At 70.1% G+C, this 22,653-nt stretch carries 22 protein-coding genes and 1 pseudogene; 13 read left to right on the forward strand and 10 right to left on the reverse strand.

Translation table 11 applies throughout. The features are described from left to right. Positions 1–20 precede the first annotated feature (20 nt). The 5 genes from atpA (at position 21) to QFZ76_RS34405 (ending at position 5,081) form a co-directional block, all read left to right on the forward strand. The gene (atpA, locus tag QFZ76_RS34385; RefSeq protein WP_307677331.1) at positions 21–1,610 is read left to right on the forward strand and encodes a F0F1 ATP synthase subunit alpha; all 1,590 of its coding nucleotides are present in this window, start codon (positions 21–23) and stop codon (positions 1,608–1,610) included. 21 nt (positions 1,611–1,631) lie between these two features. Next, positions 1,632–2,549, forward strand: coding sequence for a F0F1 ATP synthase subunit gamma (locus QFZ76_RS34390; protein ID WP_307677332.1), 918 nt, complete (start codon positions 1,632–1,634; stop codon positions 2,547–2,549). Beyond that, a complete protein-coding gene (atpD, locus tag QFZ76_RS34395; RefSeq protein ID WP_307677333.1) occupies positions 2,549–3,985 on the forward strand; it encodes a F0F1 ATP synthase subunit beta in 1,437 nt (478 codons plus the stop codon). The genes QFZ76_RS34390 and atpD overlap by 1 nt, the downstream gene beginning before the upstream one ends. A gap of 132 nt (positions 3,986–4,117) precedes the next feature. Continuing rightward, positions 4,118–4,492, forward strand: coding sequence for a F0F1 ATP synthase subunit epsilon (locus QFZ76_RS34400; protein ID WP_266433771.1), 375 nt, complete (start codon positions 4,118–4,120; stop codon positions 4,490–4,492). Positions 4,493–4,634: 142 nt separating this feature from the next. Continuing rightward, on the forward strand, positions 4,635–5,081 hold the full coding sequence (locus QFZ76_RS34405; protein ID WP_266433768.1) for a DUF2550 domain-containing protein: 447 nt from the start codon (positions 4,635–4,637) through the stop codon (positions 5,079–5,081). A 5-nt stretch (positions 5,082–5,086) separates the two neighbouring features. Here the strand turns inward: QFZ76_RS34405 and QFZ76_RS34410 are convergent, their stop codons facing one another. The 3 genes from QFZ76_RS34410 to QFZ76_RS34420 all read right to left on the reverse strand — a co-directional run bounded on the left by QFZ76_RS34410 (position 5,087) and on the right by QFZ76_RS34420 (position 8,840). Next, positions 5,087–6,910, reverse strand: a complete 1,824-nt coding sequence (locus QFZ76_RS34410) for a glycoside hydrolase family 18 chitinase (RefSeq protein ID WP_307677334.1) — start codon at positions 6,908–6,910, stop codon at positions 5,087–5,089. A gap of 116 nt (positions 6,911–7,026) precedes the next feature. Then, entirely contained in the window at positions 7,027–7,677 is a 651-nt protein-coding gene (locus tag QFZ76_RS34415; protein ID WP_307677335.1) for a response regulator transcription factor, read from the reverse strand. Beyond that, on the reverse strand, positions 7,674–8,840 hold the full coding sequence (locus QFZ76_RS34420; RefSeq protein ID WP_307677336.1) for a sensor histidine kinase: 1,167 nt from the start codon (positions 8,838–8,840) through the stop codon (positions 7,674–7,676). Before QFZ76_RS34420 ends, QFZ76_RS34415 begins: the two co-directional genes overlap by 4 nt. A gap of 152 nt (positions 8,841–8,992) precedes the next feature. On the opposite strand from QFZ76_RS34420, the gene QFZ76_RS34425 reads away from it, so the two are divergent. Both QFZ76_RS34425 and QFZ76_RS34430 read left to right on the forward strand, forming a co-directional pair. Further along, positions 8,993–9,580 carry a hypothetical protein gene (locus QFZ76_RS34425; protein WP_307677337.1) on the forward strand — a complete coding sequence of 196 codons (588 nt, stop codon included), beginning with the start codon at positions 8,993–8,995 and terminating at the stop codon, positions 9,578–9,580. Next, positions 9,577–9,768 carry a DUF5708 family protein gene (locus QFZ76_RS34430; protein WP_307677338.1) on the forward strand — a complete coding sequence of 64 codons (192 nt, stop codon included), beginning with the start codon at positions 9,577–9,579 and terminating at the stop codon, positions 9,766–9,768. Before QFZ76_RS34425 ends, QFZ76_RS34430 begins: the two co-directional genes overlap by 4 nt. Positions 9,769–10,111: 343 nt before the next feature. On the opposite strand, the gene QFZ76_RS34435 is transcribed toward QFZ76_RS34430, so the two are convergent. The 3 genes from QFZ76_RS34435 to QFZ76_RS34445 are packed head-to-tail and all read right to left on the reverse strand — an operon-like array spanning position 10,112 to position 12,260. Beyond that, entirely contained in the window at positions 10,112–10,684 is a 573-nt protein-coding gene (locus tag QFZ76_RS34435; protein ID WP_307677339.1) for a cob(I)yrinic acid a,c-diamide adenosyltransferase, read from the reverse strand. A 13-nt stretch (positions 10,685–10,697) separates the two neighbouring features. Next, a complete protein-coding gene (locus QFZ76_RS34440) occupies positions 10,698–11,447 on the reverse strand; it encodes an ABC transporter permease (RefSeq protein ID WP_307677340.1) in 750 nt (249 codons plus the stop codon). A 30-nt stretch (positions 11,448–11,477) separates the two neighbouring features. Then, positions 11,478–12,260 (reverse strand): ABC transporter ATP-binding protein, encoded by a 783-nt coding sequence (locus tag QFZ76_RS34445; protein WP_307677341.1) that lies wholly within the window; start codon positions 12,258–12,260, stop codon positions 11,478–11,480. A gap of 80 nt (positions 12,261–12,340) precedes the next feature. Here QFZ76_RS34445 and QFZ76_RS34450 point away from each other — a divergent pair, with 80 nt between their 5' ends. The 4 genes and pseudogenes from QFZ76_RS34450 (at position 12,341) to QFZ76_RS34465 (ending at position 17,301) form a co-directional block, all read left to right on the forward strand. After that, the gene (locus QFZ76_RS34450) at positions 12,341–12,982 is read left to right on the forward strand and encodes a TetR/AcrR family transcriptional regulator (protein ID WP_307677342.1); all 642 of its coding nucleotides are present in this window, start codon (positions 12,341–12,343) and stop codon (positions 12,980–12,982) included. Between the two features lie 144 nt (positions 12,983–13,126). After that, a complete protein-coding gene (locus tag QFZ76_RS34455; RefSeq protein WP_307677343.1) occupies positions 13,127–13,975 on the forward strand; it encodes a 3-hydroxyacyl-CoA dehydrogenase family protein in 849 nt (282 codons plus the stop codon). Between the two features lie 151 nt (positions 13,976–14,126). Further along, the gene (locus tag QFZ76_RS34460) at positions 14,127–14,450 is read left to right on the forward strand and encodes an STAS domain-containing protein (protein ID WP_307677344.1); all 324 of its coding nucleotides are present in this window, start codon (positions 14,127–14,129) and stop codon (positions 14,448–14,450) included. A gap of 255 nt (positions 14,451–14,705) precedes the next feature. After that, a pseudogene (locus QFZ76_RS34465) lies at positions 14,706–17,301 on the forward strand (ATP-binding protein). A gap of 94 nt (positions 17,302–17,395) precedes the next feature. On the opposite strand, the gene nucS reads toward QFZ76_RS34465, so the two are convergent. Next, a complete protein-coding gene (gene nucS / locus QFZ76_RS34470) occupies positions 17,396–18,067 on the reverse strand; it encodes an endonuclease NucS (RefSeq protein WP_307677345.1) in 672 nt (223 codons plus the stop codon). A 245-nt stretch (positions 18,068–18,312) separates the two neighbouring features. Here nucS and QFZ76_RS34475 point away from each other — a divergent pair, with 245 nt between their 5' ends. Further along, positions 18,313–18,705, forward strand: a complete 393-nt coding sequence (locus QFZ76_RS34475) for an SCO5389 family protein (RefSeq protein ID WP_266433739.1) — start codon at positions 18,313–18,315, stop codon at positions 18,703–18,705. A 98-nt stretch (positions 18,706–18,803) separates the two neighbouring features. On the opposite strand, the gene QFZ76_RS34480 is transcribed toward QFZ76_RS34475, so the two are convergent. Continuing rightward, positions 18,804–19,832: an LLM class flavin-dependent oxidoreductase gene (locus QFZ76_RS34480; protein WP_307677346.1), complete on the reverse strand. Its 1,029-nt coding sequence runs from the start codon at positions 19,830–19,832 to the stop codon at positions 18,804–18,806. A 222-nt stretch (positions 19,833–20,054) separates the two neighbouring features. Between QFZ76_RS34480 and QFZ76_RS34485 the strand changes: the two genes are divergently transcribed. Then, entirely contained in the window at positions 20,055–20,396 is a 342-nt protein-coding gene (locus QFZ76_RS34485) for an ATP/GTP-binding protein (protein ID WP_307677347.1), read from the forward strand. Positions 20,397–20,417: 21 nt separating this feature from the next. On the opposite strand, the gene QFZ76_RS34490 is transcribed toward QFZ76_RS34485, so the two are convergent. Together QFZ76_RS34490 and QFZ76_RS34495 are read right to left on the reverse strand one after the other, a co-directional pair. Next, entirely contained in the window at positions 20,418–21,290 is an 873-nt protein-coding gene (locus tag QFZ76_RS34490) for an ABC transporter permease subunit (protein ID WP_307677348.1), read from the reverse strand. Next, entirely contained in the window at positions 21,287–22,636 is a 1,350-nt protein-coding gene (locus tag QFZ76_RS34495) for an ABC transporter ATP-binding protein (protein ID WP_307677349.1), read from the reverse strand. The genes QFZ76_RS34490 and QFZ76_RS34495 overlap by 4 nt, the downstream gene beginning before the upstream one ends. Between the last annotated feature and the right edge of the window lie 17 nt (positions 22,637–22,653).

Genomic DNA, 22,653 nt, shown 5'->3' on the forward strand with positions numbered 1-22,653 from the left:
AAGGAGAGCAGGGAACCCAGATGGCGGAGCTCACGATCCGGCCGGAGGAGATCCGGGACGCGCTGGAGAACTTCGTCCAGTCGTACAAGCCGGACGCGGCCTCGCGCGAGGAGGTCGGTACGGTCACCCTTGCCGGCGACGGCATCGCGAAGGTCGAGGGCCTGCCCTCGGCCATGGCCAACGAACTGCTGAAGTTCGAGGACGGCACCCTCGGCCTCGCGCTCAACCTGGAAGAGCGCGAGATCGGCTGCGTCGTCCTCGGTGAGTTCAGCGGCATCGAGGAGGGTCAGCCGGTCACCCGTACCGGCGAGGTCCTGTCGGTGGCCGTGGGCGAGGGCTACCTCGGCCGCGTCGTCGACCCGCTCGGCAACCCGATCGACGGCCTCGGCGAGATCGAGACCAGCGGCCGACGCGCCCTGGAGCTGCAGGCCCCGGGCGTCATGGCCCGTAAGTCGGTGCACGAGCCGATGGAGACCGGCTACAAGGCCGTCGACGCGATGACCCCGGTCGGCCGTGGTCAGCGTCAGCTGATCATCGGTGACCGCCAGACCGGCAAGACCGCCCTGGCCGTCGACACGATCATCAACCAGCGCGACAACTGGCGCTCGGGCGACCCGAAGAAGCAGGTCCGCTGCGTCTACGTCGCCATCGGCCAGAAGGGCTCGACCATCGCCTCCGTGCGGGGCGCCCTGGACGAGGCCGGCGCGCTGGAGTACACGACCATCGTCGCCGCCCCGGCGTCCGACCCGGCCGGCTTCAAGTACCTGGCCCCGTACACCGGCTCGGCCATCGGCCAGCAGTGGATGTACGAGGGCAAGCACGTCCTGATCATCTTCGACGACCTGTCGAAGCAGGCCGACGCCTACCGCGCCGTGTCGCTGCTGCTGCGCCGCCCGCCGGGCCGTGAGGCCTACCCGGGCGACGTCTTCTACCTGCACTCCCGTCTGCTGGAGCGCTGCGCGAAGCTCTCCGACGACCTGGGCGCCGGCTCGATGACCGGTCTGCCGATCGTCGAGACCAAGGCCAACGACGTGTCGGCGTTCATCCCGACCAACGTCATCTCCATCACCGACGGCCAGTGCTTCCTGGAGTCGGACCTGTTCAACGCCGGTCAGCGCCCCGCGCTGAACGTCGGTATCTCCGTCTCCCGAGTCGGTGGTTCCGCGCAGCACAAGGCGATGAAGCAGGTCTCCGGCCGGCTCCGCCTCGACCTCGCCCAGTACCGTGAGCTGGAGGCGTTCGCCGCCTTCGGTTCCGACCTGGACGCCGCGTCGAAGTCGCAGCTGGAGCGCGGTCAGCGGCTGGTCGAGCTGCTCAAGCAGCCTCAGTACCAGCCGATGCCGACCGAGGACCAGGTCGTCTCCGTGTGGGCCGGTACCACCGGCAAGATGGACGAAGTACCGGTCTCCGACGTCCGCCGCTTCGAGAAGGAGCTCCTGGAGTACCTGCACCGCAAGGAGCAGGGCCTCATGACCTCCATCAAGGAGGGCGGCAAGATGTCGGACGACACCCTCACCGCCATCGCGGACGCCATCGCCGAGTTCAAGAAGCAGTTCGAGACCTCGGACGGCAAGCTCCTGGGCGAGGACGCCCCGGCCGCGGCCAAGTGACGTAAGGAAGGGACCTGACTCATGGGAGCCCAGCTCCGGGTCTACAAGCGTCGCATCCGATCCGTCACCGCGACCAAGAAGATCACCAAGGCGATGGAGATGATCGCCGCCTCGCGCGTCGTCAAGGCGCAGCGCAAGGTGAGGGCCTCCGCGCCGTACGCGACCGAGCTCACCCGCGCGGTCACGGCGGTCGGTACCGGCTCGAACACGAAGCACCCGCTGACCACGCAGGCCGAGACGGTCGTGCGGTCCGCGGTACTGCTCCTGACCAGCGACCGCGGTCTGGCCGGTGCCTTCAACTCCAACGCCATCAAGGCGGCGGAGCAGCTGACCGAGCGCCTGGAGCGTGAGGGCAAGGAGGTCGACACGTACATCGTCGGCCGCCGTGGCCTCGCCCACTACAACTTCCGTGAGCGCAAGGTCGCGGAGTCGTGGTCCGGGTTCACCGACCAGCCGACGTACGCGGATGCCAAGAAGGTCGCGGCTCCGCTGATCGAGGCCATCGAGACGGACACGGCGGACGGCGGTGTGGACGAGATCCACATCGTGTTCACCGAGTTCGTGTCGATGATGACGCAGACGGCGCTCGACGACCGGCTGCTGCCGCTCAGCCTCGACGAGGTGGCTCAGGAGTCGGCGACGAAGGACGAGATCCTTCCGCTGTTCGACTTCGAGCCGTCGGCGGAGGACGTCCTCGACGCCCTGCTGCCGCGCTACGTGGAGAGCCGCATCTACAACGCGCTTCTCCAGTCGGCCGCCTCCAAGCACGCCGCGACGCGGCGTGCGATGAAATCGGCGACCGACAACGCCGGAGAGCTCATCGAGACCCTCTCCCGCCTTGCCAACGCGGCCCGCCAGGCCGAAATCACCCAGGAAATCAGCGAGATCGTCGGTGGCTCTGCAGCTTTGGCCGACGCGACCGCGGGGAGTGACAGGTAATGACGACGACAGTTGAGACGGCCGTTGCCACGGGCCGCGTCGCCCGGGTCATCGGCCCGGTCGTCGACGTGGAATTCCCCGTCGACGCCATGCCGGAGATCTACAACGCCCTTCATGTCGAGATCTCCGACCCGGCCGAGGCCGGCAAGAAGAAGACGCTGACCCTGGAAGTCGCCCAGCACCTGGGTGACGGCCTGGTCCGCACGATCTCGATGCAGCCCACCGACGGTCTGGTCCGCCAGGCCGCCGTCACCAACACCGGCACGGGCATCACCGTCCCGGTCGGCGACTTCACCAAGGGCAAGGTGTTCAACACCCTCGGTGAGGTGCTGAACGTCGACGAGACCTACGACGGTGAGCGCTGGCCCATCCACCGCAAGGCGCCGAACTTCGACGAGCTCGAGTCGAAGACCGAGATGTTCGAGACCGGCGTCAAGGTCATCGACCTGCTGACCCCGTACGTCAAGGGCGGCAAGATCGGTCTGTTCGGTGGTGCCGGCGTCGGCAAGACGGTGCTCATCCAGGAGATGATCTACCGCGTCGCCAACAACCACGACGGTGTCTCCGTGTTCGCCGGTGTCGGCGAGCGCACCCGTGAGGGCAACGACCTCATCGAGGAGATGGCGGAGTCGGGTGTCATCGACAAGACCGCTCTGGTCTTCGGTCAGATGGACGAGCCCCCGGGCACCCGTCTGCGCGTGGCCCTCGCGGGTCTGACCATGGCGGAGTACTTCCGCGATGTGCAGAAGCAGGACGTGCTGTTCTTCATCGACAACATCTTCCGCTTCACGCAGGCCGGTTCCGAGGTCTCGACCCTGCTCGGCCGGATGCCCTCCGCGGTGGGCTACCAGCCGAACCTGGCCGACGAGATGGGTCTCCTCCAGGAGCGCATCACCTCGACCCGTGGTCACTCGATCACCTCGATGCAGGCGATCTACGTGCCCGCGGACGACCTGACCGACCCGGCCCCGGCCACCACGTTCGCCCACCTCGACGCGACGACGGTGCTGTCCCGTCCGATCTCCGAGAAGGGCATCTACCCGGCCGTGGACCCGCTGGACTCCACGTCCCGCATCCTGGACCCGCGCTACATCGCGGCGGACCACTACAACACCGCCATGCGCGTCAAGACGGTGCTGCAGAAGTACAAGGACCTCCAGGACATCATCGCGATCCTCGGTATCGACGAGCTGGGCGAGGAGGACAAGCTCACCGTCCACCGTGCCCGTCGCGTGGAGCGCTTCCTGTCCCAGAACACTCACGTCGCCAAGCAGTTCACCGGCGTCGACGGGTCGGACGTGCCGCTGGAGGAGTCGATCACCGCGTTCAACGCGATCATCGACGGCGAGTACGACCACTTCCCGGAGCAGGCGTTCTTCCTGTGCGGTGGCATCGAGGACCTGAAGAAGAACGCGAAGGAGCTGGGCGTCTCCTGAACTCGGACCTGAAGAGTTCTGAGCTCTGAGTCACGTGTGAGGGGGCGGGCGCGTCCCGCCCCCTCAGCCACGCCTACTAGACTTGTAACCAACACCCGGCAGAACCGCCGGGTGGTGACCCGAGGAGCCACCTTGGCTGCTGAGCTGCACGTCGCGCTGGTCGCGGCCGACCGAGAGGTCTGGTCGGGCGAGGCCACCCTGGTCGTCGCGCGCACCACGTCCGGCGACATCGGCGTCATGCCCGGTCACCAGCCGCTGCTCGGTGTGCTGGAGTCGGGCCCGGTGACCATCCGTACGAGTGACGGTGGAACGGTCGTCGCCGCGGTGCACGGCGGTTTCATCTCGTTCGCCGACAACAAGCTGTCGCTGCTGGCCGAGATCGCCGAGCTGTCGGACGAGATCGACGTCCAGCGCGCGGAGCGCGAGCTCGAGCGCGCGAAGGCGGAGGGCGACGCCCACGCCGAGCGTCGTGCGGACGTACGACTGCGTGCGGCGGCGGCGCGCTGAACCCAGCGCGGATGCGATGACGTCACTCAGCCGCGGCCGGCACCGGAGCAATCCGGAGCCGACCGCGGCTGAGGCAGATATGGATGTTTTTTCCGTTCCGTTACCTATTTCGGGTACTTAGGAGACGAGGAGGTCGGTGTCGATGGTCCTCGCTCTGACTGTGTGCGGAATCGTCGTGGCCCTGGTGGTCCTGGGGCTGTTCGTCTTCGGCCTGCGCCGCAGACTCATCCAGCGCTCCGGCGGCACGTTCGACTGTTCCCTGCGCTGGGACGTCCCCGAGAAAACGGACACCAGCGGCAAGGGCTGGAGCTACGGCGTCGCCCGCTACAACAGTGACCGCGTCGAGTGGTACCGCGTCTTCTCCTACGCCTACCGCCCGCGCCGCGTCCTGGAGCGTTCCTCGATCGAGGTGGCCGGCCGTCGCCTCCCCGAGGGCGAGGAGGAGCTGGCGCTGCTCTCCGACGCGATCATCCTCACCTGTCTGCACCGGGGCACGCGTCTCGAACTCGCCATGAGCGAAGACGCGCTGACCGGTTTCCTCGCGTGGCTGGAGGCAGCCCCGCCCGGTCAGCGCGTCAATGTGGCCTGACGGCTCTACTGCAGGCCGCTGTTGATGGCGCTCACCAGCTCGCCGTTGCCGGTGTCACCGCTGAACTCCCAGAAGAACGCGCCGCCCAGGCCCTGGTTCTTGGCCCAGGTCATCTTTCCGGCGATCGTCGCGGGAGTGTCGTAGGACCACCAGTTGCTGCCGCAGTGCGCGTACGCCGTGCCCGCGACGGTGCCGGTGGCGGGGCAGGACGTCTTGAGGATCTTGTAGTCCTCGATGCCCGCCTCGTAGGTGCCGGGAGCCGCGCCGGTCGCCGTGCCGCCGGGGGCGGACTGGGTGACGCCGGTCCAGCCGCGGCCGTAGAAGCCGATGCCGAGCAGGAGCTTGGCGGACGGGACGCCCTTCGCCTTCAGCTTGGCGATCGCGTCGGCGGAGTTGAAGCCCGCGGTCGGGATGCCGGAGTACGAGGTGAGCGGCGAGTGCGGGGCGGTGGGGCCGTCCGCGTCGAAGGCGCCGAAGTAGTCGTACGTCATCACGTTGTACCAGTCCAGGTACTGGGCGGCGCCTCCGTAGTCGGCCGCGTCGATCTTGCCGCCGGCGGAGCCGTCGGCGGTGATGGCGGCGGTGACGAGGTAGTTCGAGCCGAACGACGAACGCAGGCCCTGCATCAGGTTCTTGAAGGCCGCGGGTCCTGACGTGTCACAGGTCAGGCCGCAGGCGTTGGGGTACTCCCAGTCGATGTCGATGCCGTCGAACACGTCGGCCCAGCGCGGGTCCTCGACGACGGCCTTGCAGGAGGCGGCGAAGGCGGCGGGGTTGGCCGCGGCCTGGGCGAAGCCGCCGGAGTAGGTCCAGCCGCCGAAGGAGTACAGCACCTTGATGTGCGGGTACTTGGCCTTGAGCTGGCGGAGCTGGTTGAAGTTGCCGCGCAGCGGCTGGTCCCAGGTGTCGGCGGTGCCGCTGACGGACTGGTCGGCGGTGTACGCCTTGTCGTAGGCGGCGTAGGTGTCGTCGACGACGCACTTGCCGTCCTTGACGTTGCCGAAGGCGTAGTTGATGTGCGTGATCTTCGCGGCCGAGCCCGAGGTCACCAGGTTCTTGACGTGGTAGTTGCGGCCGTAGACGCCCCACTCGGTGAAGTAGCCGAGCTTGACCTTGTTGCCGGTGGGCGGCGGGTCGGTGGTGCCGCCGGTGGTGCGCACGGCGACCGCGCCGCTGACCGGGCCGGTCTGGTCGGCGGTGTCGCGGGCCTGGACGGAGTAGGAGTAGGAGGTACCGGCGGTCAGGCCGGTGTTCGTGTACGAGGTCGTCGTCACGGTGGCGATCTTCGCACCGTCGCGCAGGACGTCGTAGTTCTTGATGCCCTTGTCGTCGGTGGCGGCGCTCCAGGTCAGTTTCACCGAGGTGTTGGTGATGCCGGAGGCGGTGGGGGTGCCGGGGGCGGAGGGCGGTGCGTCGCCGGGGACGGTGGTGCCGTCACAGCTGCCGCCGTTGAGCTTGCAGCCCGCGGGGGAGCCGGAGCCGGTGCCGTTGAAGCCGAAGGAGACGGAGGCGCCGGGGGCGAGGGTGCCGTTCCAGGACTTGTTCTTGGCGGTCCAGTGGGTGCCGGACGAGGTGACGTCGGCGTCCCAGGCGGAGGTGACGGACGTCCCGGAGGGGAAGTCCCACTCGACGGTCCAGGAGCTGAGGGACGTGGTGCCGGTGTTCTTCACCGTCCACTTGCCCTCGAATCCGGTGCCCCAGTCGGAGGCCTTGGTGTAGGTGGCGGTGGCGGACGTCGCGGCCTGGGCGGGGCTCGCGAGGCCGACCAGGCCGGCGAAGGGGAGCATCAGTGTCGCGAACGCTGCCGCGGCTCTGTGTCTGAAGCGCATGCTGCGCCTCCTCGGGGGTTGGGGGCGCGACTGAGCCTTCACGCCCACGGTGCCGCGAGAATAGAAAGGTCTGGACCATCGGTCAATAGGTCTGGACCACTAGTCCTGCTGTTGGCTCAGATCCCCAACTCCTGCGCCAGTACGGCGGCTTGGACCCGGCTGCGCAGCTCCAGCTTGCCCAGCAGTCGGCTGACGTGCGTCTTCACCGTGGCCTCGGCCATGTCGAGACGGCTCGCGATGTCCGCGTTGGACAGGCCCTCGCCGAGGCAGGACAGCACTTCGCGTTCGCGGCGGGTGAGGGTGTCGAGGACCGCCGGGTCGGCTCCCGGCGCCCGTACCGGCTTCGCCGCGAACTCGGCGATCAGGCGCCGGGTGACGGCCGGGGCGATGAGGCCCTCGCCGCGGGCCACCGTGCGGACGGCTTCGATGAGGTCCTTGGCCTCCGTGTTCTTCAGGAGGAACCCGGCGGCTCCCGCCCGCAGTGCGCCGAAGACGTACTCGTCCAGGTCGAAGGTGGTCAGTACGAGCACGTCGGCGAGGCCCTCCGCGACGACCTGCCGGGTTGCCGACACCCCGTCCAGGCGCGGCATCTGAATGTCCATCAGGACCAGGTCCGGCCGTAGTTCGCGGGCCAGTGCCACCGCCTGTTCGCCGTCCGCGGCCTCGCCGACCACCTCGATGTCGGGGGCGCTGCGCAGGATGAGGACGAGTCCGGCCCGGACGGCGGACTGGTCCTCGGCGACGAGGACCCGGACGGGTCGGCTCATGCGGAGTCTCCTTCGGTGACTTCGGTGACGGGAAGCGTGGCGCGTACGGTCCACAACGGCCCCTCGGGACCGGCCTCGAACGTGCCGCCCAGCAGCTCCGTCCGCTCCCGCATGCCGACCAGTCCGGCGCCCGAGCCCGGTGCGCGCGGCCCGTCCCGGTCGCCGTACGGGCTGGTGACCGCGACGGTGAGCGAGCCGTCCCTCTGGGCGAGCGCCACGGTGACGCGGCCGGGGCAGGCGTGCTTGAGGGCGTTGGTGAGGGACTCCTGGACGATGCGGTACGCGGCGAGCTCGACCGGCGTGGGCAGCGGGCCGTACGTGGTGTCGAGGGCGACGTCGAGGCCGTTGGCGCGGGCGCCGTCGACGAGGGAGCCGAGGCCGTCGAGCGTGGGGGCCGCGGCCGGTTCGAGGTCGCCGCTGCTGTCGCGCAGGATGCCGATGAGCCGCCGCATCTCGGCCAGTCCCTCGACGCTGTTCTCGCGGATGACGCCGAGCGCGTCCCGGGAGGTCGCGGGGTCGTCCAGGGAGAGTGCGGCCGTGGAGTGGATGGCGATCGCGGAGAGATGGTTGGCGACCATGTCGTGCAGCTCCCGGGCCATCCGGGAGCGCTCGGCGACGACCGCCTGCGAGCGGTCCATCTCGGCGAGCAGCGCGGTCTGTTCGGCCCGCAGCCGGGCCGTCTCGGCGGCGTCGCGGTGGGAGTGGACGAGTGCACCGGTGGCGGCCGGGGCGAACGACACCACGCCGGTCACGAACCCGATCAGCAGCGCCTCCGGCACCCGCCACCAGGCCACGAACCCGATGGTCACGGCCACGGTGACCAGGCCGGTGGTGACGGGCAGGCGGCGGGCGGCCGACGGGCTGCCGTAGAGGGCGGCCGCGTACATCAGGTCCGTGTACATGGTGACCGTGACGAGGTTGCCGCGGGTGAACTGGTCGGCGATCAGCATGGCGGTCCCGATGGACAGCGCCAGCTGGGGCCTGGTCCGGCGCATCAGCTCCAGGACCGACATGACGGCGAGCGGTGCCAGCACCCACGCTCCGGGGAGGGCCCGCCCGGGGTTGGAGTACAGGCCGAGCGCCCAGACCAGCACACCGCACAGCAGTCCGGTGACGGCGACACACACGTCGAAGCGGTGCGGGCGAGGCAGTCGCAGGGCCATGACTCCATCCAACACGGCCCGCCTGCCCGACGCCTGATTCCCGGGAAGGGTCCCGAACTGCATCTTTCGATGTACCGCGACCTCGTCACCGCCGACGACGACTCCGCCGGACCGCGCCGGGAGCCTGGAAGGGCGACCGAGAGGAGCGAACCGTGATCGTCGCGTTGATCATCGCCTGCGAGGTCGGCTTCTGGGTGCTGCTGGCGCTCGGCCTGGCCGTCCGCTACCTGCTGAAGCGGCGCCGGACGAGCGTGGTGCTGCTGCTGTGCGAGCCGGTCCTGGAGCTGGTCCTGTTCGTCGTCACGGCGATCGACCTCAAGAACGGCGCCGAACCCAGCTGGGAGCACGGCCTGGCCGCGCTCTACATCGGCTTCACCGTCGCCTACGGCCACTACACGATCCGCTGGCTCGACGGCCACGCCGCGCACCGCCTGGGCGGCGCCCCGAAGCCCGTGGGACCCCCGCGGTACGGCATGCCGCGGGCCCGGCACGAGGGCCGCCTGTGGCTGCGTACGCTCCTGGCCGCGGCGGTGGCGTGCGCCCTGCTCCAGGGGGCGGTCTGGTACGTCGGCGGCTCCGGCGACGTCTCGTCCCTGCGGTCCTTCCAGGGGGCCGCGCTCAGGACCGCCGGCATCCACGGCCTGGTCGCGCTGGCCTACCTGATCTGGCCGAAGAAGGCGCCGGCCGGGACCGAGGACGGGCAGCGGTTCACCTCCCCGAAGGAGAGTGCCCGCCGATGAACCGGGCGTCGAAGAACCTGCTGGAAGGCGCCGGCACCTTCGTGGCCGGCCTGGTGCTGTGGCTGTTCACCAGGGGAGTGGAGGTCCCGGGCGTCACCCTGACGAAGGTCGGCATGGTGATGATGTGCGTCGGGGGCGTGCTCATCGCCACAGGGCTGTACCGAACGGCACGCCTCCGCTCGCGCTAGCGTTCACCGCGGGGCACCCCCAGGGCATCGCCCCGCGGTCCTGTTCACGGTGCGCGCCAGGATGCTGGATCCGCCGGTGGGGACCCCTGGGCTCCGGCCGGGGTGGGTTTACTCGGTGTTCGCCGCCGGGCACCCCCAGGGCATCGCCCCGCGGTCTTGTTCACGGTGCGCGCCAGGATGCTGGATCCGCCGGTGGGGACCCCTGGGCTCCGGCCGGGGTGGGTTTTCTCGGCGTTCGCCGCCCGGCACCCCCAGGACGTCGACTGCGGCCTTGTTCGTCGTCCGGGCGAGGATGCCGGATCTTCCGGGGATGTCCCCGGACTCCCGGCTGGGGTGGGTTTCTTCAGCGTTCGCCGCCCGGCACCCACAGGACGTCTCCCACGTCCTTGTTCGCGGTCCGCGCCAGGATGAACAGGAGGTCGGACAGCCGGTTGAGGTAGGTCGCGGTGAGGGGGTTCATCACCTCGCCGTGTACTTCCATCGCCGCCCAGGTCGACCGTTCGGCCCGGCGTACGACCGTGCAGGCCTGGTGGAGGAGGGCCGCGCCCGGGGTTCCCCCCGGCAGGATGAAGGAGCGGAGCTTCTCCAGCTGTTCGTTGAAGCGGTCGCAGTCCGCCTCCAGCTTGTCGATGTAGAACTGCTCCACCCGCAGGGGCGGGAACTCGGGGTTCTCGACCACCGGCGTCGACAGGTCCGCACCCACGTCGAACAGATCGTTCTGGACGCGGGTGAGGACCGTGACGATCTCCTCGGCCAGGTTGCCCAGCGCGATCGCCGTTCCGACCACCGCGTTCGCCTCGTTGGCGTCCGCGTACGCGGAGATCCGCGGGTCGGTCTTGGCGACCCTGCTCATGTCGCCGAGGGCGGTGGTGCCCTTGTCGCCGGTCCTGGTGTAGATGCGCGTCAGCTTGACCATGAGGTCAGAGTAGTTACGCGCCCGACGTCCGGAAGACCCGTGTGCCCACCGTCACGGACAGCGCGACGAGGCCGACGGCCACCAGGACGCCGTACAGCATGGCCGTCGAGGTGTACGAGCCGACGTACGCGTCCCGCACCGCGTCCACCAGATAGCGGAACGGCATGAAGTGCGAGAGGACGTCCAGCCAGCCCGGAGCCAGCGTCATCGGCAGCATCAGGCCGGACAGCAGCATGGACGGCATGCTCACGGCGTTGATCAAGGGGCCGAACTCCCCCGGGGTGCGGACCCTCATCGCCAGCGCGTACGACAGCGAGCCCAGGGAGACCGTCAGCAGCGCGACGAACGCGAAGCCGATCAGTACGCCGGCCAGGGGCGCGCGCAGGCCCATCACCACTGCGGCCAGCACCAGCAGCACCGCCTGGAAGACGAACACCGTGGCGTCGCGCAGCACGCGGCCCAGGAGGAGGGCCAGGCGGCTGACGGGCGTGACCCGCATGCGTTCGACCACGCCCTGGCCGTTCTCGATGATGACCGAGAAGCCCGCGAACGACGCCCCGAACAAGCCGAGTTGGAGCAGCAGCCCGGGAACCAGCAGCTGCCAGGAGCTGCCGCGCTCGCCCAACGGCAGACCGGTCAGCAGCGGGCCGAAGAACACCAGGTACAGCAGCGGCATCAGCACGCCGAAGAGCAGCGCGAAGCGGGAGCGGAGGGACTGGCGGAGGTAGCGGCCGTAGATGAGGGCCGTGTCGTGGAGCAGCATCTCTTGGGATTCCTATACGGCTGGGGATTCTTATACGGCTACGGGGGCGGCGTCGGCCGAGGCGGGACCGCGGCCGGTGATCGCGAGGAACGTGTCCTGCAGGGACGCGTCGATCGAGCCGCCGTACCGCAGCTTCAGCGCGCTCGGGGTGCCCTCCGCCACGACCACGCCCTGGTCGACGACGACCAGGCGGTCGGAGAGGGCGTCGGCCTCGTCGAGGTAGTGGGTGGTCAGGAAGACGGTCGTGCCGTGCTCGTCGCGCAGTCGGCGGACCAGGTCCCACAGGTCGGCGCGGCTGCCGGGGTCGAGGCCCGTCGTCGGCTCGTCGAGGAAGAGGACCTTGGGGCGGTGGGTGAGCGCCATGGCGATGTCCAGGCGCCTGCGCTGCCCGCCGGAGAGCGCGCCGGCCTTGCGGTCGAGGAGATCGGTCAGGTCCAGATCGCGAGCCAACTCCTCCGTGCGTCCCGCGGCCTGATCCTTCGTCAGGCGGTAGAGGCGCCCCTGGGTGACCAGTTCCTCCCGCACGCTGATCTGCGGGTCGACGCCGCCCGACTGCGCCACATAACCGCACGCCCGCCGCACTCCGCCCGGGTCGGTCGCCAGATCGCAGCCGGCGACCGTGGCCACGCCGCCGGTGGGGGCCAACAGGGTGGTCAGCATGCGCAGGGTCGTGGTCTTCCCGGCGCCGTTCGGGCCCAGGAAGCCGAGGATCTCCCCTTCGCGGACGGTCAGGTCCACGCCGCGCACGGCCTCCACCGGGCCGAGTTTCGTCTGGAAGGTACGGGCCAGACCGGCCGTACTGATGATTGCCATGACCCCAGAAAAACAGAGTCCCTTAAATTTTGCAACGGCCCCAAAATTTGAGGGAGCCCAAGAACGGTTAGGATCCGGGCATGGCAGAGGGACTCAGGGAGCGGAAGAAGCGCGAGACCAGGCAACGCATCTCGGACATCGCGACGGGGCTGTTCCTGGAGCACGGCTTCATGACGGTGACCATCGCGGACGTGGCCGAGGCGGCCGACGTCTCCGTGAACACCGTCTACAACTACTTCCCGACCAAGGAAGATCTCTTCCTCGATCGCAGCAAGGGCGTCGTCGGCCGGCTCTCGCGCTGGGTGCGCGCCCGTGACGTGGGCGAGTCGGCGGCCGCGGCCGTGTTGCGGGAACTGCGCGACGAGGTCGAGGCGGTCTCGCCCCGGGTCGGCCTGATGGAGGGCTACGAACGGTTCATGCGGGTCATCCACGACTCGCCCCCGCTCCGTTCCCGGCTCTGGAGCATCCAGCAGGAGGTCCAGGAGAACCTGGAGGCGACCCTGCGCGAGGAGACGGGCGCCGCAACCGACGACCCGATCCCCACCCTGATGGCCGGTCAGATCAACTGGGTCCATCACACGGTCATGGGTGTCATCGGCCGCGAGATGGTCGCCGGGCGCAATCCGGACGAAGTGTCACGAGAGGTGCTCGTGCTTCTCGACCACATGGAGGAGCTGTTGAGCGAGAAGGTGCTCAACTACGCCGTCCGGGGCGAGCGCTGAGCCGGGCCGGTGTGATGTCCGTCAGATGAGACGTGACGCGCATTACTTACCGGTCACACAGCCCCTCACCTTCGCTATGGTCCGCCGGAGAGGCAATTTGAACAGCGTGTGAGCGCTTGTGTGCAGTCAAAGGGGAGTCGCACAGTGGCACGGAAGCTTGCCGTCATCGGCGCCGGCCTGATGGGTTCCGGGATCGCCCAGGTCTCCGCGCAGGCGGGCTGGGACGTCGTCCTGCGCGATGTCACCGACGAGGCACTCAAACGCGGCACCGACGGCATCAAGGCTTCGTACGACAAGTTCGTGAGCAAGGGCAGGCTCGAGGCGCACGACGCCGACGCCGCCCTCGCCCGGATCACCGCGACCACCGACCTGGACGCCGTCGCCGACGCCGACATCGTCGTCGAGGCCGTCTTCGAGAAGCTCGAAGTCAAGCACGAGATCTTCCGTGCCCTCGACAAGATCGTCCGCGACGACGCCGTCCTCGCCTCCAACACCTCCGCCATCCCGATCACCAAGATCGCGGCCGGTACGGAGCGCCCGGAGCGGGTCGTCGGCACGCACTTCTTTTCACCGGTCCCGATGATGCAGCTGTGCGAGCTGGTGCGCGGCTACAAGACGAGCGACGAGACCCTCGCCACCGCGCGGGAGTTCGCCGAGTCCGTCGGCAAGACGTGCATCGTCGTCAACCGGGACGTGGCCGGGTTCGTGACGACCCGTCTCATCTCGGCGCTCGTCGTCGAGGCCGCCAAGCTGTACGAGTCGGGCGTGGCCACCGCCGAGGACATCGACCTCGCCTGCAAGCTGGGCTTCGGCCACGCCATGGGACCGCTCGCCACGGCGGACCTCACCGGCGTCGACATCCTCCTGCACGCCACCAGCAACATCTACACCGAATCCCAGGACGAGAAGTTCGCCCCACCAGAGCTGATGCGCCGGATGGTTGACGCCGGTGACATCGGGCGCAAGAGCGGGCAGGGCTTCTACAAGCACTGAAACCGCACATGCCCCTGGGGCATCACACCCATGGGTGAATTCGGTATCGGTTCGCTTACAAACGGCAACCTCTGACCGCCCAACGCAGTCAGAGGTTGCATCACCGGCCTTTCACTTCCGCGGAGCACAAGACGACGCACGGGGAGCGCATATGTACATCAGGGGCGACCACGCCGAGCTGGTCGTCGGGGGCCGCCTCGACGTCCGCAGCGCGGCGGACGCCCGTACGGTCCTGCACACGGCCGTCGACGACGGAGTCGGCGATCTCGTGCTGGACCTGTCCGAGCTGGACTCCTGGGACGCCACCGGCCTCGGGGTGATCATGGGGGTACACCGGCGCGCCGGCCGCTGCGGGCGACGGCTCGTGCTGCGCGGCGTACCGCTGCAGATGCAGCGCCTGCTGGTCGCCACCAGACTGCACCGGATCCTCGCCATCGAGGGCGGCATCGGGATGGAGGCACTGCCCCGGGTGTGACGCCCGGTACCGATGGGGCCAGGCGGCCGGACGTTCCGGCTGCGAACCACACGACGCGCGCAATCCTCACGAGACTGTGACGTCTCGGACGGCGCGGGACCCCGGGCTGTCGTAGATACTGTGCGAAGGTTTAGGGTTCGGTCGCCCGCTGCTGATTTCCCTCTAGCGGGCCCGGACCAGAAGCGACAGCGCGGTGTGCAACAGGCCGGGAGGGGCCGGATCTGGCACACGACGCTTTTGGGGGGCTTGAAACCTATGGACCCGAACAGCCGGGAGCCCGAGGAGTACGGCCACGACGGTGACGCCCATGCGTCCGGCCGACGTCCGCCGAGGGATCCCCTCGCATCCGATTTCGCACAGCACACGCCCGCACTCGCCCGCACCGTGCAGCTCGTCGCGGGCGACTACCTGCTCACCGTCAACCCCGTCGACGGCAGCGAGATAGAGGCCTGCCCGCCGGGCGAGCGCCCCGACCGTCCCGAGAAGCTCGGTCCGGCCGAACGCGCCGAGGTCGCCCGCGCGGCCGGGCCGCCGGTCCCGCCCGGACCGGCCCAGCCCGAGCTGCCGCTCCTGGCCCGCCAGGACGAGCGCGAGCGGCTGGTACGGCTGCTCGCCCGCGGCCGCTCCGTACGCCTCACCGGCCCGGCCGGCTCCGGCCGCACCAGCCTCCTCGACGTGGTCGCCGAGGACTGCGCAGACCTCGCCCCCGATGGCGTCGTCCGCCTCAGCGGCTTCCACCGCACGTCGAGCGACCTGCTCCACGACCTCTTCTACGCCGTCCACAACGCGCCCCTGCACCGCCCGGACCGGGACGAACTGCTCTCCTACGTCCGTGAGATCGGCGCGGTCGTCGTCCTCGACGACGTCGAGTTCGGCGGCGCCGCCCTGGACGAGCTGCTGGACGCCACGCCCGAGTGCGCCTTCCTGGTCGCGGCCACGCCCGACGTGCCCGCCCCGTCCGCCGACTCCGCGCTCGAAGAGGTCTTCCTCGGCGGCCTGGAGCGCGCCGACGGCGTGGAGCTCCTGGAGCGTGCCGTCGGCCGCGTCCTCAGCGGAGGAGGAGGCCAACTGGGCCGGAGACCTCTGGTTCGAGTCCGAGGGCCTGCCGTTGCGGTTCGTGCAGGCCGGGGCACTGCTGCGGCAGCGCGAGCGGCTGCGGGCCGGAGCCGGTGCCGTCGACGAGTTCGGCGTCTTCGCGGACGCCACACCGGTCGACGCACCGTTCGACGCGCCCTTCGACACCTCCTCGGACTCGTCCACCGACCCGGACGAGCGCGAGCACGTACCCCTGCCCGCGCTCGGCGAGGCCGCCGCGCCCGCCCCGCTGCTCGCCGCCCGGCTCAGCGAATCGGCGCGCGCCACCCTGCGGTTCGCCGTGGCGCTCGGCGGCGAGGTGCCGCACCAGGCGCACCTGCCCGCCCTCGTCGGCGACACCCACGCGGACGCCGCCCTCGGTGAACTGGCCTCCTGCGGCCTGGTCTCCCCGGTCGGCGCCCGCTACCGCCTCGCCGCCGGTGTCCAGGCCCAGCTGGAGGCCGCCGGGTACGGCGACGACATCGAGGCCCAGGCCCGCACCGCCGCCCAGCACTACGCCTGGTGGGCCGGACACCCCTCGGTCACCCCGGAGCGGGTGTGCGCCGAGGCGGACGCCGTGCTCGCCGCCCTCGGACTGCTCGTGCCGGGGACGACCCCGCCCGCCGAGGACGAGGAGAGCGTCACCGTGCTGCTGGCCCGCACGGCGGCACCGGCATTCGCCGCGGGCGGGCACTGGAGTGCCTGGGAGCGGGCGCTGCGTTCCGGGGCGGAGGCCTCCGGGCTCGCCGGGGACGTGTCGGAACAGGCCTATTTCCATCACGAGTTGGGCATCCTCGCGCTCTGCGGGGGACAGCTCGACCGGGCGCGTGCCGAACTGGAGTCGTCCATCGGCATGCGCGGCGCCCTGGCCGACAAGCGCGGTGCCGTCGCCGGACGCCGTGCCCTCGCCCTGGTCGCCGACCGCTCGGGCACCGTGCCCGGCCTCGCCGCGATGGCGGGGGAGGAGGTGCCGGACGCCCGGTACGAGGAGTCGCAGTCGCCTCCCGGCGGCGTCCCGGCGGCGTTCCCGCAGCTTCAGCGGCCCGCGGACAGCTCCACACTGGTCACCTACCAGGCGTCGTCCCCGTCGTCCTCCGCGCCCCGGTCCAACGGGGCCGCCGGGTCGTCCCCGGCGTCGCACAAGGCCCGGGGCGGCCTCAAGGGCCTCGCCAAGCGCAATCTCGTGGCGGCCGGGGCGGGCGCGCTCCTCGTGGCCGTGCTCGGCACGGTGGTGACGCTCGGGGCGACCTCCGAGAACGACGCCAACAACCCGTCCGACCAGGTCGGCGTCAACCCGTCGGCCAGCCAGGGCCTGAACGACGGCAGCCTGGGCGCGGACGTGCCGAAGAACGACGACGGCTCCGGCGACACCGGCCCGGCGACCAGCCGGCCGACGGACCCGGGCCCCGACGGCACGTACGGCACCTCCGACGACCCGACGCCCACGGAAGCGGCCGAGCCGTCCGACCGGCCGAGCGGGACGCAGGGGTCGAGCACCGGATCGTCGACGCCGTCCAGGCCGACGACTCCGCCGCCGTCCCCGTCCAAGCCGCCGACGTCGCCTTCGAAGCCGCCGACGACTCCGACGTCCCCGACACCGACACCGACGACGCCGACACCGACGCCCACGCCCACGACGCCCACGCCCACGACCACCCCGTCGACCTCCGACTCGGCCAGTGGCCCGGCATCCTCACCGGTGGAGTCCAGCAGCTCCGCCGGCGCCCCGCAGTCCAGCGAGGCGGGCACGCCGAGCAGCTCGGGGTCGGTGATCTGACGCCGTACAGGCACAGACACAGGCACACGCACAGCGCGGAAGGGCCCGGTCCGAGGAAACGGACCGGGCCCTTCACGTCGTAGCGGAATGACGGTCAGAACAACCGCAGTTTGTCGTCCTCGATCCCCCGCAGGGCGTTGTAGTCGAGGATCGTGCAGCCGATGTTGCGGTCCGTGGCGAGGACGCGGGCCTGCGGCTTGATCTCCTGGGCGGCGAAGACGCCGCGGACCGGGGCGAGATGGGGATCGCGGTTCAACAGATCGAGGTAGCGGGTGAGTTGCTCGACTCCGTCGATCTCGCCGCGCCGCTTGATCTCCACCGCGACGGTCTGGCCGGCCGCGTCCCGGCACAGGATGTCGACCGGGCCGATGGCCGTCATGTACTCGCGGCGGATGAGCGTGTAGCCCTCGCCGAGGGTCTCGATGCGGTCGGCGAGGAGCTCTTGGAGGTGTGCTTCTACGCCGTCCTTGATCAGGCCGGGATCCACGCCCAGTTCGTGCGAGGAGTCGTGGAGAACTTCCTCCATCGTGATGATGAGCTTCTCGCCCGCCTTGTTGATGACGGTCCAGACGCCTTCCTCCTCGCCGGAACCCTCCTTCAGCGTGCAGGGCGGCGACATCCAGTTCAGGGGCTTGTAGGCCCGGTCGTCCGCGTGAATCGAGACGCTGCCGTCCGCCTTCACCAGGATGAGACGGGGGGCGGAGGGGAGGTGGGCGGTGAGCCGGCCGGCGTAGTCGACGGAGCACCGGGCGATGACGAGACGCATGGTCGGCAACGCTACTCGACGGGCCCCAGTGCACGCGATTCGGCCCGGAACATACCTGTTCGGTTGTGGCCGATTGTGTGCCTAATGAGGTCTCCGCATGTACGCATTCTCCTGGTGCCGTCACCGTCCGTTGCTTACCGTAGTAAACGGGAGGTCGCGAGTTGTGTACGCAGCGTGCTCGGTGTCGCGAGCTCCCTTTATCTGTCCGGCAACCCCTGTTGACCGGGGGTGCGAGAGGAGAACCCATGTCGCTCGACGTCTCACCGGCCCTACTCGAACAGGCCGAGCGAGGCGAGGTCGACGAAGCTGCCTTCGTCGACTGCGTCCGGACCTCCCTGCCCTACGCATGGGAGATGATCAGCTCCCTGGTGGCCCAGCTGAAGGTCGACGGCGGAGCGTTCGCCGACAACCAGACGCCCCCGCCGGACGAGCAGGCACGCGGTCAGCTGCTGCGTGCGCTTGCGAGTGACGCGATACGCGGCGCGCTGCAACGGCACTTCGGGGTACGACTGGCGTTCCAGAACTGCCACCGGGTGGCGGTGTTCCCGTTGGACTCCTCCGTCGACGAGACGCTGGCCCGCTTCACCTCGGCACGCAACCAGTTGCTGAACCAGTCCCCGGAACTGCGGGACTGCTGACGCGGTGAGCCGCTTGCTTGCCGCTCCGTACACGGGAGGTGCATTCGTACCGGGGCGGCAAGCTCCCCGCCGGACAGGCCGGTTGACGACGGCCCGGTTCAGCCGAGCTGCGGGATGACTTCGGCACCCAGCCGCCGGATGTTCTCCTCGGTGGCCGCCAGGTCTCCCGAGCCCTCCGTGAGCAGGGCGAACCGGGTGACGCCGGTCCGCTCGCTGGTCGCCGCCAGCCGGTCGGCGCACAGTCGCGAGGTGCCCACCGGGTGCAGTCCGCAGAGCAGTTCGGTGTACGCCAGCGGGTCGCGCATCGAACGCTCGCGGCCGTCCACCGTGACATGGGCGCCGAGACCCTGCTTCAGCCAGCCCGGCATCGCCTTCGTCAGCGTCTCCACCGCGTCCGTACGCCGGTCCGCGATCTGGCAGACGCCGGCCGACACATGGCCCGCGCCGAGGACCTCCTCCGGCGAACGCCCCGCCGCCCGCGCGAGCCTGCGCCACAGGGCGACCATCTCGGCCTTCTCCTCGTCCCCCACGTGCATCCCGAGCAGCATCGGCAGTCCGCGCTCGGCGGCCAGCCGCACGCTCGCCGGGGAGGTGCACGCGACGACGACCTCGGGGCCCGAGGCCTCCGTCAGCGCCTCCGACGGCCTCGGTACGACAGGGACCTCGCGGAAGGTGAACCGCTCGCCGGCGGCCGCGACCGAGGGTTCGCGCAGCCAGCGCACCAGCAGATCGAGTGATTCCGGGAACCCCGACTCGTACGCTTCGAGGCCCGCGCCGAAGACCTCCAGGTCGACCCACGGTCCGCCGCGCCCCACGCCCAGCGAGAAGCGCCCGCCGCTCGTCAGGTGCAGCAGCGCGGCCTGTTCGCCGAGGGCCACGGGGTGGGTGGTGGGCAGCACGCTGACGGCGGTGCCGACCCGGATGCGACGAGTGCGGCCGAGCAGTAACGCCGCCAGCGTGACCGCGGACGGACAGGTGCCGTACGGCACGAAGTGGTGCTCGGCCAGCCAGACCGCGTCCAGGCCGGCTTCCTCCGCGACCTCGGCCGAGCGGACCGCGCGGTGCAGCGCCTCCCCCTGGCCCTGCCCCGGGAACTGGGCCGCCAACACGAAACTTCCTACGTGCATCGCATTTCCTGCTTCCTTGGCTCCGACGCGGAGCTCCCCCACCCGGCATAACCGTCTGACACGTGCCGAGGACACGGCCTGGCGAAGAGATTTGCGGATTGTCTGCAGAATGAGGCGCGGTGGAGGGGGACTTGTGGGGGTTGGTTCCCTACGCGTACCCCCGTCCGTGCCGCGTAGGCTGGACACAGCCCATGCTCCCTGTATAGCCCCGTGAGGTGTCCCGTGTCCCCGCGTCGCAACCGACCCAAGGGAGCTGGTTCGTCAGGCTCGTCCGGCCGGAGCGCCGAGGACGACCGTTCCGGCCGCTACGGCGGCTTCCAGTCCGCCGAGGACTGGCAGGGCGACCAGTGGAGCGTGCGTCATGTGGCCGGGGCGAGCGCCCAGGGGAAGGCGTACCGCTGCCCGGGCTGCGAGCAGCTGATCCCGGACGGCGTTCCGCACGTCGTGGCCTGGCCCGCGCACTCGGGCGTCGACGAGCGCCGCCACTGGCACAAGGCGTGCTGGAACGCGAAGGACCGCCGCACCACGCGGGTGCAGCGGTCCCGTAACGCGCCGAGGTTCTGAGAGCCCCGTTGTCGGTGTGGCCTACACGTCCCGCTTCTCCAGCAGCGCGAAGGCGCCGGCGAACGCGGCGGCCGTGACGCCGAGGGCGATCCACAGCGGGTCCCAGCCGGACGGGCCCGTCTCGGTGAGGGAGTTGGAGTAGAAGACGCTGAGCTGGTTCGGGATGGAGTACTCGAACAGGGCCTGGCGCAGGTCCTCCAGCGAGGCCGAGAACATGAACAGCGCGATGACCAGCGGGGCCAGCACCAGGCCGATCATGATGGTGATCGCGCCCGCCGAGTGCCGGATGATCGAGCCGACCACCAGCGAGAGCAGGCCGAGCAGCGCGATGTAGAACGAGATGCCGACCGTGCCCTTCAGCCACTCCTGGGCGGAGGGCTCCTTGGCGCCCTCCAGCATGGCGACGTCCGCCAGGGCGACCAGCAGGGCCGACACCAGCGTCACCACGAACGCGACCGAGAAGAACACGATCGCCTTCGCGGCGAGGACCCGGCCGCGCGAGGGGCAGGCCACCATGGTGGTCCGGATCATGCCGGTGCCGTACTCCGAGGCCGTGGTCATCACGCCGAGCGTGATGATGCACATGCTGCCGAGGAGCAGCCCGAAGAAGCCGAACGACAGCGGGTTCTCGCCCGCCAGGCTCTCCTCGCCCGAGTTCGAGGCGACCAGCGCGCCGGCCGCGAGCCCGATGCCGATGACGAGCAGCACGAACACGCCGAGCGTCCACATCGTGGAGCGCACCGACCGGATCTTGGTCCACTCGGAGGCGATCGCGTGCCCGAGGTGCGTACGCAGCACGGGGATCGGCGAGGTGTACGTGGGGTACGACGGTCCGGACGAGGCCTGCCAGGTGGTGGGCGCGGCCTGCGGCATCTGGGGCTGCGGGGTGCTCATCGGGCGTCCTCGGGCTTGTTCGGGTCGGCGGCAGGGGCGGAGGAGGCGGGGGCAGGGGCTCCCGGGGCAGGCGCGGCGGGCTGCGCGGCGGGCTGCGCGGCGGGCGAGGGCTGTCCTTGCGGTGCTTGGGGTGCCTGCGGTGCTTGCGGTGTCTGCGGGGCTTGCGGTGCCTGGGGAGCGTACGGGGCCTGCGGGGCGTACGGGTTGGGCGCACCGGCGCCGGGGCCCGGAGCGGCGCCCGGAGCGCCGTACGGGCCCGCGGGCGGCTGCGCCTGCGGCATCTGCTGCTGCCCCTGCGGCATGGAGAACGGCTGCCCGCCCTGCTGGGGCGGCGGCGGGGCGTACCAGCCCGGCTGGCCCTGCCCCGGTACCGGCATCGGCGGCTGCGCGCCCGGCGGCAGCGGCTGCTGGAGCCCGGTCTTCTGGTCGATGGTCGAGCGGTAGTCGACGGCGCCCTGCGTCATCCGCATGTACGCCTCCTCCAGCGAGGCCTGGTGCGGCGACAGCTCCCACAGGCGTACGTCGGTGTCGTGCGCGATGTCGCTGATGCGCGGCAGCGGCAGTCCCGTCACGCGCAGCGCCCCGTCCTGCTCCGGCATCACGTGCGCGCCCGCCTCGGTGAGCGCGGACGACAGCTTCTCGCGCAGCTGCGGGTCGGTCTCCGGCGTACGGACGCGCGCGAAGTCGGCCGAGTTGGCCGAGATGAAGTCCTTGATGTTCATGTCGGCGAGCAGCTGCCCGCGCCCGATCACGATCAGGTGATCGGCGGTCACCGCCATCTCGCTCATGAGGTGCGAGGAGACGAAGACCGTACGGCCCTCCGCCGCGAGCGCCTTCATGAGGTTGCGCACCCACAGGATGCCCTCGGGGTCGAGCCCGTTGACCGGCTCGTCGAACAGCAGCACCTGCGGGTCGCCGAGCAGCGCCGCGGCGATGCCGAGCCGCTGCCCCATGCCGAGCGAGAAGCCCTTGGAGCGCTTCCTGGCCACGTCCTGGAGGCCGACCACACCGAGCACCTCGTCGACCCGCCGGGCCGGGATGCCGGACAGCTGGGCAAGGCACAGCAGGTGGTTGCGGGCGGCCCGGCCGCCGTGCACGGCCTTGGCGTCGAGCAGCGCGCCGACCTGCCGGGGCGCGTTCGGCAGCCTGCGGTACGGATAGCCGCCGATCGTCACCTGCCCCGAGGTGGGGTTGTCCAGGCCGAGGATCATCCGCATCGTCGTCGACTTGCCCGAGCCGTTGGGCCCGAGGAATCCGGTGACGGCACCGGGCCGCACCTGGAAGGAAAGGTTGTACACAGCGGTCTTGTCGCCGTAGCGCTTGGTCAGGCCGACTGCCTCGATCATGCTCCGCACCCATCGCA

It is taken from the genome of Streptomyces sp. V4I2 (assembly GCF_030817655.1).
GTDB classification, from domain to species: Bacteria; Actinomycetota; Actinomycetes; order Streptomycetales; family Streptomycetaceae; genus Streptomyces; species Streptomyces plumbiresistens.

Coding starts and splice junctions, on each gene's coding strand:
- atpA (WP_307677331.1), top strand. CDS start 21: ATGGCGGAGCTCACGATCCGGCCGGAGGAGATCCGGGACGCGCTGGAG.
- QFZ76_RS34390 (WP_307677332.1), top strand. CDS start 1,632: ATGGGAGCCCAGCTCCGGGTCTACAAGCGTCGCATCCGATCCGTCACC.
- atpD (WP_307677333.1), top strand. CDS start 2,549: ATGACGACGACAGTTGAGACGGCCGTTGCCACGGGCCGCGTCGCCCGG.
- QFZ76_RS34405 (WP_266433768.1), top strand. CDS start 4,635: ATGGTCCTCGCTCTGACTGTGTGCGGAATCGTCGTGGCCCTGGTGGTC.
- QFZ76_RS34410 (WP_307677334.1), bottom strand. CDS start 6,910: ATGCGCTTCAGACACAGAGCCGCGGCAGCGTTCGCGACACTGATGCTC.
- QFZ76_RS34415 (WP_307677335.1), bottom strand. CDS start 7,677: ATGAGCCGACCCGTCCGGGTCCTCGTCGCCGAGGACCAGTCCGCCGTC.
- QFZ76_RS34420 (WP_307677336.1), bottom strand. CDS start 8,840: ATGGCCCTGCGACTGCCTCGCCCGCACCGCTTCGACGTGTGTGTCGCC.
- QFZ76_RS34430 (WP_307677338.1), top strand. CDS start 9,577: ATGAACCGGGCGTCGAAGAACCTGCTGGAAGGCGCCGGCACCTTCGTG.
- QFZ76_RS34435 (WP_307677339.1), bottom strand. CDS start 10,684: ATGGTCAAGCTGACGCGCATCTACACCAGGACCGGCGACAAGGGCACC.
- QFZ76_RS34440 (WP_307677340.1), bottom strand. CDS start 11,447: ATGCTGCTCCACGACACGGCCCTCATCTACGGCCGCTACCTCCGCCAG.
- QFZ76_RS34445 (WP_307677341.1), bottom strand. CDS start 12,260: ATGGCAATCATCAGTACGGCCGGTCTGGCCCGTACCTTCCAGACGAAA.
- QFZ76_RS34450 (WP_307677342.1), top strand. CDS start 12,341: ATGGCAGAGGGACTCAGGGAGCGGAAGAAGCGCGAGACCAGGCAACGC.
- QFZ76_RS34460 (WP_307677344.1), top strand. CDS start 14,127: ATGTACATCAGGGGCGACCACGCCGAGCTGGTCGTCGGGGGCCGCCTC.
- nucS (WP_307677345.1), bottom strand. CDS start 18,067: ATGCGTCTCGTCATCGCCCGGTGCTCCGTCGACTACGCCGGCCGGCTC.
- QFZ76_RS34475 (WP_266433739.1), top strand. CDS start 18,313: ATGTCGCTCGACGTCTCACCGGCCCTACTCGAACAGGCCGAGCGAGGC.
- QFZ76_RS34480 (WP_307677346.1), bottom strand. CDS start 19,832: ATGCACGTAGGAAGTTTCGTGTTGGCGGCCCAGTTCCCGGGGCAGGGC.
- QFZ76_RS34490 (WP_307677348.1), bottom strand. CDS start 21,290: ATGAGCACCCCGCAGCCCCAGATGCCGCAGGCCGCGCCCACCACCTGG.
- QFZ76_RS34495 (WP_307677349.1), bottom strand. CDS start 22,636: ATGATCGAGGCAGTCGGCCTGACCAAGCGCTACGGCGACAAGACCGCT.